Origin of the sequence: Microbacterium sp. 13-71-7 (assembly GCF_002257455.1) — a bacterium.
Classification (GTDB): domain Bacteria; phylum Actinomycetota; class Actinomycetes; order Actinomycetales; family Microbacteriaceae; genus Microbacterium.
Map to the genome: position 1 here is coordinate 1 of NZ_NCKN01000166.1, position 9,300 is coordinate 9,300.

Annotated in this window: 8 protein-coding genes and 1 pseudogene; 6 read left to right on the forward strand and 3 right to left on the reverse strand. The window is 69.4% G+C overall.

Going from position 1 to position 9,300, the window contains the following annotated elements:
• The 5 genes from B7X32_RS14795 to B7X32_RS14815 form a co-directional block, all read left to right on the forward strand.
• The coding region (locus B7X32_RS14795; RefSeq protein WP_292721150.1) for an ABC transporter permease subunit at positions 1-234 on the forward strand (234 nt) is incomplete at its 5' end.
• A 1-nt stretch (position 235) separates the two neighbouring features.
• Entirely contained in the window at positions 236-1,156 is a 921-nt protein-coding gene (locus B7X32_RS14800) for an ABC transporter permease (protein ID WP_292721152.1), read from the forward strand.
• The gene (locus B7X32_RS14805; protein ID WP_292721155.1) at positions 1,153-3,207 is read left to right on the forward strand and encodes an ABC transporter ATP-binding protein; all 2,055 of its coding nucleotides are present in this window, start codon (positions 1,153-1,155) and stop codon (positions 3,205-3,207) included. Before B7X32_RS14800 ends, B7X32_RS14805 begins: the two co-directional genes overlap by 4 nt.
• Before the next feature lie 101 nt (positions 3,208-3,308).
• Positions 3,309-5,018 (forward strand): ABC transporter family substrate-binding protein, encoded by a 1,710-nt coding sequence (locus B7X32_RS14810; protein ID WP_292721157.1) that lies wholly within the window; start codon positions 3,309-3,311, stop codon positions 5,016-5,018.
• Between the two features lie 88 nt (positions 5,019-5,106).
• The gene (locus B7X32_RS14815) at positions 5,107-5,847 is read left to right on the forward strand and encodes an alpha/beta hydrolase (protein WP_292721160.1); all 741 of its coding nucleotides are present in this window, start codon (positions 5,107-5,109) and stop codon (positions 5,845-5,847) included.
• Here B7X32_RS14815 and B7X32_RS14820 read toward each other — a convergent pair.
• Together B7X32_RS14820 and B7X32_RS14825 are read right to left on the reverse strand one after the other, a co-directional pair.
• Positions 5,798-7,090, reverse strand: a complete 1,293-nt coding sequence (locus B7X32_RS14820) for an MFS transporter (RefSeq protein WP_292721163.1) — start codon at positions 7,088-7,090, stop codon at positions 5,798-5,800. The two genes, B7X32_RS14815 and B7X32_RS14820, sit on opposite strands and share 50 nt — an antisense overlap.
• Entirely contained in the window at positions 7,087-8,442 is a 1,356-nt protein-coding gene (locus tag B7X32_RS14825) for a GH1 family beta-glucosidase (protein ID WP_292721166.1), read from the reverse strand. The genes B7X32_RS14820 and B7X32_RS14825 overlap by 4 nt, the downstream gene beginning before the upstream one ends.
• A gap of 268 nt (positions 8,443-8,710) precedes the next feature.
• Between B7X32_RS14825 and rpsT the strand changes: the two genes are divergently transcribed.
• A complete protein-coding gene (rpsT, locus tag B7X32_RS14830; RefSeq protein WP_045270507.1) occupies positions 8,711-8,971 on the forward strand; it encodes a 30S ribosomal protein S20 in 261 nt (86 codons plus the stop codon).
• A 179-nt stretch (positions 8,972-9,150) separates the two neighbouring features.
• Here the strand turns inward: rpsT and B7X32_RS14835 are convergent.
• Positions 9,151-9,300, reverse strand: a pseudogene (locus B7X32_RS14835) (DNA polymerase III subunit delta); the annotation flags it as partial.

The window sequence follows — 9,300 nt, forward strand, 5'->3', positions numbered from 1 at the left end:
CCGGTCGCGACGCAGCTGGCGTTCAGCATCCCGACCGTCTTCACCGGCGCCGTGCTGACCGAGACGATCGTCGCGTGGAACGGCATGGGCCGGTACTTCGTGCAGACCATCGGCACGAACGACGTGCACGGAGTGGTGGCCATCGCCGCCTTCACCGCCGTGCTCACCGCGATCGGCGCGATCCTCGCCGACGTCGCCGTGGTGGTCCTGGATCCGCGAGTGAGGGTGAGCTGACATGACTTCCGCAACCATCCAGCCCCCTGTCGGGCCCGACACCACAGCCGCGCGCATCCCGCGCAAGCGCATCGGCACCTTCCGGCTCTACTACCGCCGCTTCGTGCGCAACCGCCCCGCGGTCGGGGGCGTGTTCGTCTTCGCCTTCCTGGTGCTGTTCGCCGTCGTGGGACCGCTCATCGCCCAGTTCAGCTTCAGCGAGCTCGACTTCCTGGCGCTCGGCACCCCGCCGGACGGCACCCACTGGTTCGGCACCGCCGCCGACGGCGGCGATCTGTTCGCACAGACCGCGGTCGGTCTGCAGCGCTCGCTCATGATCGCGCTCACGGTCTCGATCGGCACCACGGTGATCTCCGCGATCGTCGGCACCGCCGCCGCCTACTTCGGCGGCACGACCGAGCGCATCATCCTCCTGATCATCCACTTCCTCATGGTCGTGCCGACGTTCCTGATCCTCGCCCTGGTGTCCTCCAACGCAGGCGGCGACTGGCGCGTGATCTCGGCGGCGATGATCTTCATCAGCTGGTTCTTCCCCGCGCGGGTCATCTGGACCATGGCGCTCTCGCTGCGCGAGCGCGAGTACGTGCACGCCGCGCGCTACATGGGCGTGCCGGGCATGCGGATCGTGCTCCGCCACCTGCTGCCGAACATCGGCTCGCTGCTGGTGATCAACTTCACGCTCGGCGTCGTCGGCGCCGTCATCACCGAGACGGGCCTGTCCTTCATCGGCTTCGGCGTGAAGATCCCCGACGTCTCGCTCGGATCCCTCATCGGCATCGGCGCGAACTCGCTCTCCAGCGCCCCGTGGACCTTCTACTTCCCTGCGCTCGCGCTGACCCTGCTCACCGTCTCGATGGCACTCATCGCCGACGGCCTGCGCGACGCGCTCGATCCCACCTCTGCGGCGGGAGGCCGCGCATGACCGCTCCTCTTCTCTCCGTCCGCGATCTGCACGTCAGCTTCGCCTCCGAGGCCGGCCGCGTCGACGCCGTCCGCGGCGTCTCCTTCGACCTCGAACCCGGTCGCACGCTCAGCATCGTGGGCGAGTCCGGCTCCGGCAAGTCCGTCACCTCGCTCGCGATCATGGGGCTGCTCGACGACAACGCCAAGGTCTCCGGCTCGATCATGTTCGACGGCACCGAGCTCGTCGGCAAGGGCGACAAGGAGCTGTCCGCGCTGCGCGGCAACGGGATCGCGATGATCTTCCAGGATCCGCTGACCTCCCTCACCCCCGTCTACACGATCGGCGATCAGCTCATCGAGGCGCTCACGGTGCACCGCAGCATGTCGCATGCGGATGCGACCGCGCGCGCCATCGAGCTGCTCCGCATGGTCGGCATCCCGACCCCGGAGCGGCGGCTGAAGTCGTTCCCGCACGAGTTCTCCGGCGGCATGCGCCAGCGCGTCGTCATCGCGATCGCGATGGCGAACAATCCGAAGCTGATCATCGCGGACGAGCCCACCACGGCGCTCGACGTGACGATCCAGGCGCAGATCCTCGATCTCATCGCCACCGCGCAGCGCGAGACCGGCGCCGCGGTCATCATGATCACGCACGACATGGGCGTGGTCGCGAAGACCGCGGACGACGTGCTGGTGATGTACGCCGGCAAGCCCGTCGAGCAGGCGCCCGTGCGCGAGCTGTTCCACGAGACCCGGATGCCGTACTCGATCGGCCTCCTGGGGGCGATCCCCCGCGTGGACAAGGCGGAGAAGACGCCGCTGGTGCCGATCAAGGGCAACCCGCCCCTGCTCGTGAACCTGCCCGACGAATGCCCGTTCGTGGCGCGGTGCCCGATCGCGACCGAGGCGTGCCGCGTCCGTGAGCCCGAACTGCGCCCGATCGCGACGGCCGAGGGCGGCGCGCACTTGGTCGCCTGCGTGCGCGCGGACGAGATCGAGGCCGGGATGATCGGCGGAGCGCCGGTGTATCCCGTGCCGGAGCTCCCGACGAGCGCGCTGGATCGCGTGCCCCGCGCGGAGCGCCCCGTCACGCTCGACGTCCGGAACATGCAGAAGACGTTCCCGCTGACCAAGGGCGCCTTCCTGAAGCGCAAGGTCGGCGAGGTGCACGCGGTCAAGGGCCTCACCTTCGACATCCGCGAGGGCGAGACGATGGCCATCGTCGGCGAGTCCGGCTGCGGAAAGACCACGACCCTGCTGCAGATCATGGATCTCGTCACGCAGACCGACGGCGAGATCACGATCGCCGGCACACCCGTCTCGACGCTGCACGGCGGCAAGGCGGAGCGCGCCGTGCGTCGCGACCTGCAGATCGTGTTCCAGGACCCGATGGGCGCGCTCGACCCGCGTCTCACCGTGGCGGACGTCATCGCGGAGCCGCTGCGCGCGATCGGCGTGCCGCGCGCGGAGGCCGACGCGCGAGTGGACGAGCTCATGGATCTCGTGGGTCTCGACCCGGCGCATGCGAGCCGGTTCCCCGGCGCCTTCTCCGGAGGCCAGCGCCAGCGCATCGGCATCGCCCGCGCGCTCGCGACCAACCCGAAGATCGTGGTCCTGGACGAGCCGGTGTCGGCGCTCGACGTGTCGATCCAGGCCGGCGTGATCAACCTGCTCGACGAGCTCAAGGTCAAGCTGGGCCTGTCGTACCTCTTCGTCGCGCACGACCTCTCCGTGGTGCGGCACATCGCCGACCGCGTCGGCGTCATGTACCTCGGCGAGTTCGTCGAGCACGGCGACGTGGACGCGATCTTCGACAACCCCCAGCACCCCTACACGCAGGCGCTGCTGTCGGCCATCCCCGTACCGGATCCCGACATCGAGCGCACGCGCGAGCGGATCGTGCTGCAGGGAGACCTGCCGAGCCCCACGGATCGCCGTGACGGCTGCTCGTTCACCTCGCGCTGCCCGCTGTACAAGATGCTCCCGCCGGAGCAGCAGTCGCGCTGCGAGACCGAGGCTCCGGCCCTCGAGGGATCCGATGCGCACGCCAACGCGTGCCACTTCCGTTGACATCGAATCAATAACGGTCTCGAGCCGCCTCCGGCAAATCTGGTTCATGCCGGTTAACTGTGTCTGTCCCCAAAGAGCCGAAAGGCAATAGAAGGAGAACCATGAAGAAGCAGCACAAGCTGTGGGGCGTCGTCGCCCTCGGCGGCGCGCTGGCGATCGCCATCAGCGGTTGCTCGGCGAGCAGCAACACGGGCAGCGGTAACGCCGACAAGCCCTCCACGACCAAGACCGCGGACTACAACCCGCAGCCGCGTGAGAACCTCAAGCAGGGTGGCGAGGCGCACTTCTGGACCGCCGAGGTCCCGCCGCAGATGAACTCCTTCAGCGGCGACGCGTCCGCCGACACCTCGCGCCTCGCGGCGTGGTACATGCCGCAGGTGTTCCTCATGGATCCGGACGGCACCGTCAAGGCGAACCCCGCCTACATCGACAAGTGGGACACCTCGGCCAAGGACGGCAAGACCGTCGTCACCATCAAGGTGAACGACAAGGCGGTCTGGAACGACGGCACCCCGATCGACTGGACCGCGTTCGAGACCACCTGGAAGGACAACAACGGGTCCAACCCCGACTTCAAGGCCAACGCGACCGACGGCTACAAGGACATCGAGTCCGTCACCAAGGGCGCGACCGACAAGGACGTCATCGTGACGTTCAACCGCGAGTTCGCCTGGCCCGCCATGCCGTTCCTCACGGGCATCCTGCACCCCAAGGTGAACACGCCCGAGCTCTACAACGACGCGTTCAACGGCAACGCGCACCCCGAGTGGGGCGCCGGCCCGTACAAGCTCACCAACTACGACGTGAACGGCCAGAAGGTCACCTTCGAGCCGAACGAGAAGTGGTGGGGCGACAAGCCCATGCTCGACAAGGTCACCTTCTCCGGAATGGACCGGGCCGCGTCGCTGAACGCGTACAAGAACGGCGAGCTCGACCAGGTCGAGACCGGCTCCGCCGACGCCGTCAAGCAGGTCCAGGGCGTCAAGGACACCGTGATCCGTCGCGCGCAGCAGACGGCGAAGACGATCGTCATGCTCGACGGCGACAAGCCGCAGCTGAAGGACCCGAAGGTGCGTCAGGCCTTCTTCTCGGCGATCGACATCGACCAGCAGAAGAAGATCGCCTGGAACGGCCTGAACTACACCGAGCCGACCGCCGGCTCGCTGACCCTCTACTCCTTCCAGAAGGGCTATGAGGACACCTTCAAGGCCGCCGGCCTGAAGTTCGACGTCGCCGCGGCCAAGAAGCTGCTCGACGACGCCGGCTGGAAGGCCGGTTCGGACGGCATCCGCGAGAAGGACGGCGTCAAGCTGTCCGTCACGTACCCCGTCTTCAGCGACAGCCCCGTCCAGGCCGCACTCGCCAAGGCGCTGCAGCAGCAGGAGAAGGCGGTCGGCATCGACCTGAAGATCGAGACGCGCCCGTCCGCGAACTTCTCGACCGACCTGACCACCAAGAACTGGGACGCCGTGAGCCTGCGCTTCACGGACTCGGACCCGTTCGGTCCGGCCTGGTTCTGCCAGATGTACTGCTCGGACAGCCAGCTGAACCTGTCCGGCACCAGCACCAAGGCGATCGACGACAAGATCAAGAGCGACGTCGAGTCGCAGACCACGGCTGAGGCGTGGACCGCTGCGGCGATGAAGCTCGAGCCGGAGATCATCAAGGAGACCTGGGGTGTCATCCCGCTCTACAACGGTCCCGAGATCATGGCCGTCAAGAAGGGCCTCGCCAACCTGACCCCCGAGACCTACGTCGGTCTCGACCTCTACGGCGTGCAGCCGGTGGAGAACGTGGGCTGGGAGAAGTAAGCACCTGCGACAGCGGAGCGGGGTCGGTGGTTCGCCACCGGCCCCGCTTCGTCGTCCATGTCCGCCGTGCGCGCCTAGACTGACGCGCATGCGCCGCTCCCCCGACTCGGTCCCGCCGGTCTCGGTCGTGCTCGTGCACGGGATCCGCACCTCCGCCACGATGTGGCGCGCGCAGGAGGAGTTCCTCGCCGAGCGCGGCAACCCCGCGGTCTCCGTCGACCTGCCGGGCCACGGCACGCGCAGGGAGGAGCCGTTCTCGCTCGCCGAGGCGATGCGCACGATCGACGCCGCGGTCCGGGACGCGGAAGGGCCCGTGCTGCTGGTCGGACACTCGATGGGCGGGCTGCTGTCGACCGCGTACGCCGGTGCGGATCCCGCGCCGCCGATCGCCGGCTTCATCGGCGCCTCCTGCACCGCGCTCCCCCGCGGCGCAGGACTCGCCGCCTATCGGATGCTGGCCGGCGCGTTGAACGCGATGCCGGATCGCGGACTGTGGCTGAGCCGGCAGGTGCTGGACGCGACGCTCCCCGCCTCGACGCGCGAGGACTTCGGCGCGGGCGGCTACGCGATGTCGGCGCAGGACGAGGCGCTGCGCTCGCTCGCCGAACTGGACCTCGTCTCCGCCGTTCCCCGGATCGCGGTGCCGACGTGGTTCGTCAACGGGCAGTTCGACCAGCTGCGCACGCACGAGACGCTGTACCGCCGGCTCGCCCCGGAGGCGGAGTTCATCATCGTGCCGCGCACGACGCACCTCGTGACCGCGATGCGCCCCCGGGTGTTCAACGCGGTACTGCAGCTGGCACTGGCGACGCTGGAGACGCAACCCTGACCGCGTAGGTCATCGCCGCCCCCACGACCGAGAGCACGGCCGCGGCGGCGAACAGCAGCCAGAACCCGCCGACCAGCGCGACGAGGCCCGCGCCGAGCAGCGGGCCGAGCAGCTGCCCGAGCTGCGCGGAGACGTTGACGAGTCCGAGGTCGCGGGCGTGGTCGTCCGGATCCTTCAGCAGATCCGTCGCGAAGGCCAGGCTCACCGCCATGTACGCGCCATAGCCGGCGCCCATGATCCCGGCGGCGACCGCGGTCATCTCGAAGGAGGGACTGATCAGGATCACCACTCCGGAGACGGCCTGCACGACCGCGGAGACCGCGGTGATGGTGCGGCGACGGCGCAGCGGGCTCGCCGAGGGGCGATCGGAGAGGATGCCGGCGACGATCGAGGCGATCACGACGAAGACCGTGTAGATCACGATCAGGATGAGCAGGTCGTCCTGGGCCGCGGCCCCGGGGACGCGGACGCCGTAGAGCAGGAAGAACAGCAGCAGCGAGGTGCCGAAGGCGTTGCCGATGTTCACCACGAAGCGGCTGATCAGCAGCCACAGGAAGTCGCGGTCGCGCCACGACGCCGTGCGGGAGCCGGTGCGCGGAGCAGGAAGGGCCAGCTCGTGCGCCGGTGCGTCCGGCAGCAGCAGCGCGGTGCCGGATCCGACCACCGCGATGATCGCGGCGAGCAGGTAGTACGACTGCTCCACGGTGAGCCCGATCAGCACGACGGCCCCCACGCCGACGACGATGCCGACGGCCTGCGCCGAGCTCGCCGCGGCGGAGGCCGCGCCGCGCTGGGTGGTCAGCTGATCCGCGATCATCGCGGTGAGCGCCGCCGAGGCGACCGATACTCCGACCGAGACGACGATCCAGGCGGCGCCGACCGCGAAGGGGCCCGCCACCAGGCCCGTGACCACGAGTCCGACCGCCGCGAGCAGGGATCCGCCGATCGCCCACGGCCTCCGACGGCCCCATCGCGAGCGGGTGCGGTCGGACCGGCGGCCGGAAACGGGTGCGGCGATGATGCCGACGAGCCCGCCCACGGACAGCACGACGCCGGCCCACACGACGCCGGCGATCCAGTTCTCGCCCGGGGCGCCCGTATCGAGCTGCAGCGGCAGCAGGAGCTGGATCGGCGTGAGCTGGACGGTCCAGATCGCGAGCCAGGCGAGGGTGAACAGCGTCATCCAGAGCGGGCCGACCCTCTTCGCCGCGCTCGGGCCGGGGGTGCCGGAGTGTTCGGTCACGAGCGTGCCTCCTCGATCAGCGCGCGATACCAGGCGTAGGAGGCCTTCGGGGTGCGCCGCCCCGTCGCCATGTCGACGTGCACGAGCCCGAACCTCTGCGTGTACCCGTCCGCCCATTCGAAGTTGTCGAGCAGCGACCACACCGTGTACGCGTCGACGCGCACCCCGGCGCGCATCGCCGCGAGCACCGCGGCGATGTGGTTGTGCAGATAGGAGATCCGCGCGGCGTCTTCGATCGGCGCGTCCACGCGGTCGGGCTCGGGGAAGGACGCGCCGTTCTCCGCGATCACCACCGGCGGCAGCGCGGCGCCGTAGCGCTCCTTCGCGTCGATGAGGAACGCGCTCAGCGCCCCCGGCACGATCGGCCACAGCGGACCGAATCCGGTGACCGGCGCGTCGGGCCTCGGCACGACCTCGAAGGGGATCGGCCCCGGCGACGCCGCGACCGTGGTCGGGTTGTAGTAGTTCACGCCGTACAGCTCGCAGGGCGTGCCGATCAGCGCGAGGTCGCCGTCCTGCACCGGCAGCGCGACGCCGAGCGGCTCCAGATCGGGATAGCGACCGAGCAGAACAGGATCCGCGTACATCCTGTTGTGGATGAGGTCGTAGAGGTAAGCCGCCTGCTGGTCGGCCTCGGAGTCGGACGCGGGCAGCACCTGCGTGTGGTTGTTCACGATCCCGACGCTGGTGGCGCCGCGCGCGTGCAGGATCCGCGCCGCGTACCCGTGCGCGAGCAGCTGGTGGTGCACGGTCGGCAGCGCGTCGAAGAGCAGCTCGCGGCCCGGCGCCAGTTCGCCGATCGCGTAGCCCTGCAGCGTCGTGGAGACCGGTTCGTTGATCGTGTACCACTGCCGCACCCGATCGCCCAGGGCATCGGCGACCACCTCGGTGTACTGCGCGAACCGCTCCGCGGTCGAGCGGTTCAGCCAGCCGCCGGCCTCCTCCAGCGCGGAGGGCAGATCCCAGTGGTACAGCGTCGGGGTCGGGGCGATCCCGGCGTCGAGCAGGCGATCGACGAGCCGGTCGTAATAGGCGAGTCCCTGGGGGCTCGGGCGCCCGTCGGGGAGCACGCGCACCCAGGACAGCGAGAAACGGTACTCGTCGACGCCGAGCCGCGCCAGCAGCGCGACGTCCTCGCCGGAGCGGTGGTAGCTGTCCGGACCGGGCTCCGCCGTGCTGCCGTCGCGCACGAGGCCCGGCGTCTCGACGAAGTCGTCCCAGATGGATCTGCCGCGTCCGTCCTCGGCTCTCGCCCCCTCGATCTGGAAGGCCGCCGTCGCGGCGGAGAAGCGCAGCCGGCGCAGCAGCGCACGCTCGAGTGCAGGCACGTCAGCGGTGACGGATTCGGGCATGGACGACTCCTTCGGGTCCTTCGCCAGCGTGCACACCCTACACCGATGCCTCGCTCCGGACGCGACGCCGTGTCATGAGGAACGAGACCGCGTCCCACGATGATGCCGAACCCGCCGGGGCCGGATCCGCCGGTTCGGCATCAGGTCGGATCCCTGATAAGATCGGTGATTGGCTTGCGTGCCAGGTCCCACCCCTGCACGCTGCCGGAGGCGCCCCTCTACCGCCAGGCCGGCATGACCATCCATCACTCGAACGAAGGTTCCATCCGTGGCGAACATCAAGTCGCAGATCAAGCGCAACAAGACCAATGAGAAGGCGCACGAGCGCAACAAGGCCGTCAAGAGCGAGCTGAAGACCGCCGTCCGCAACACCCGCAAGGCCATCGCCGGTGGCGACAAGGCCGCCGCCGAGGCCGCGCTGAAGACGGCGTCGAAGAAGCTCGACAAGGCCGTCAGCAAGGGTGTCATCCACTCGAACCAGGCCGCGAACCGCAAGTCGTCGATCGCGAAGCAGGTCTCCGCTCTCTGAGCCGGATCCGACTCTGACGAAGGCCCGTTCCCTCTGGGAGCGGGCCTTCCTCGTTCCGCGGCGGTCCCCCGCGACGCCTCCACGCCCCACTCCCCCCATCGAGGCTGATCCCGTTCGAGGCGCGGGCCGCCGCTGAGGAGTCGCCCCGCATCCGGGCCGGGAGCCGGCCCGCGCAGGCGTCAGCGGAGGGACTCGCCGTAGGGTGCGCGGGTCGCGATGACCGTGATCATGCGCTCGAGCGCGAAGATCGGGTCGCGCGCCGCGCCCTTGACGTCGGCATCCGCGCGCGCGGTGGCCTGGATCGCGAGGCCGAGGCTGCGCTCGTTCCA

Excerpts from the sequence above, each read along its gene's own strand:
- B7X32_RS14815 (WP_292721160.1), top strand. The coding sequence starts at position 5,107 with ATGCGCCGCTCCCCCGACTCGGTCCCGCCGGTCTCGGTCGTGCTCGTG.
- B7X32_RS14805 (WP_292721155.1), top strand. The coding sequence starts at position 1,153 with ATGACCGCTCCTCTTCTCTCCGTCCGCGATCTGCACGTCAGCTTCGCC.
- B7X32_RS14825 (WP_292721166.1), bottom strand. The coding sequence starts at position 8,442 with ATGCCCGAATCCGTCACCGCTGACGTGCCTGCACTCGAGCGTGCGCTG.
- B7X32_RS14800 (WP_292721152.1), top strand. The coding sequence starts at position 236 with ATGACTTCCGCAACCATCCAGCCCCCTGTCGGGCCCGACACCACAGCC.
- B7X32_RS14810 (WP_292721157.1), top strand. The coding sequence starts at position 3,309 with ATGAAGAAGCAGCACAAGCTGTGGGGCGTCGTCGCCCTCGGCGGCGCG.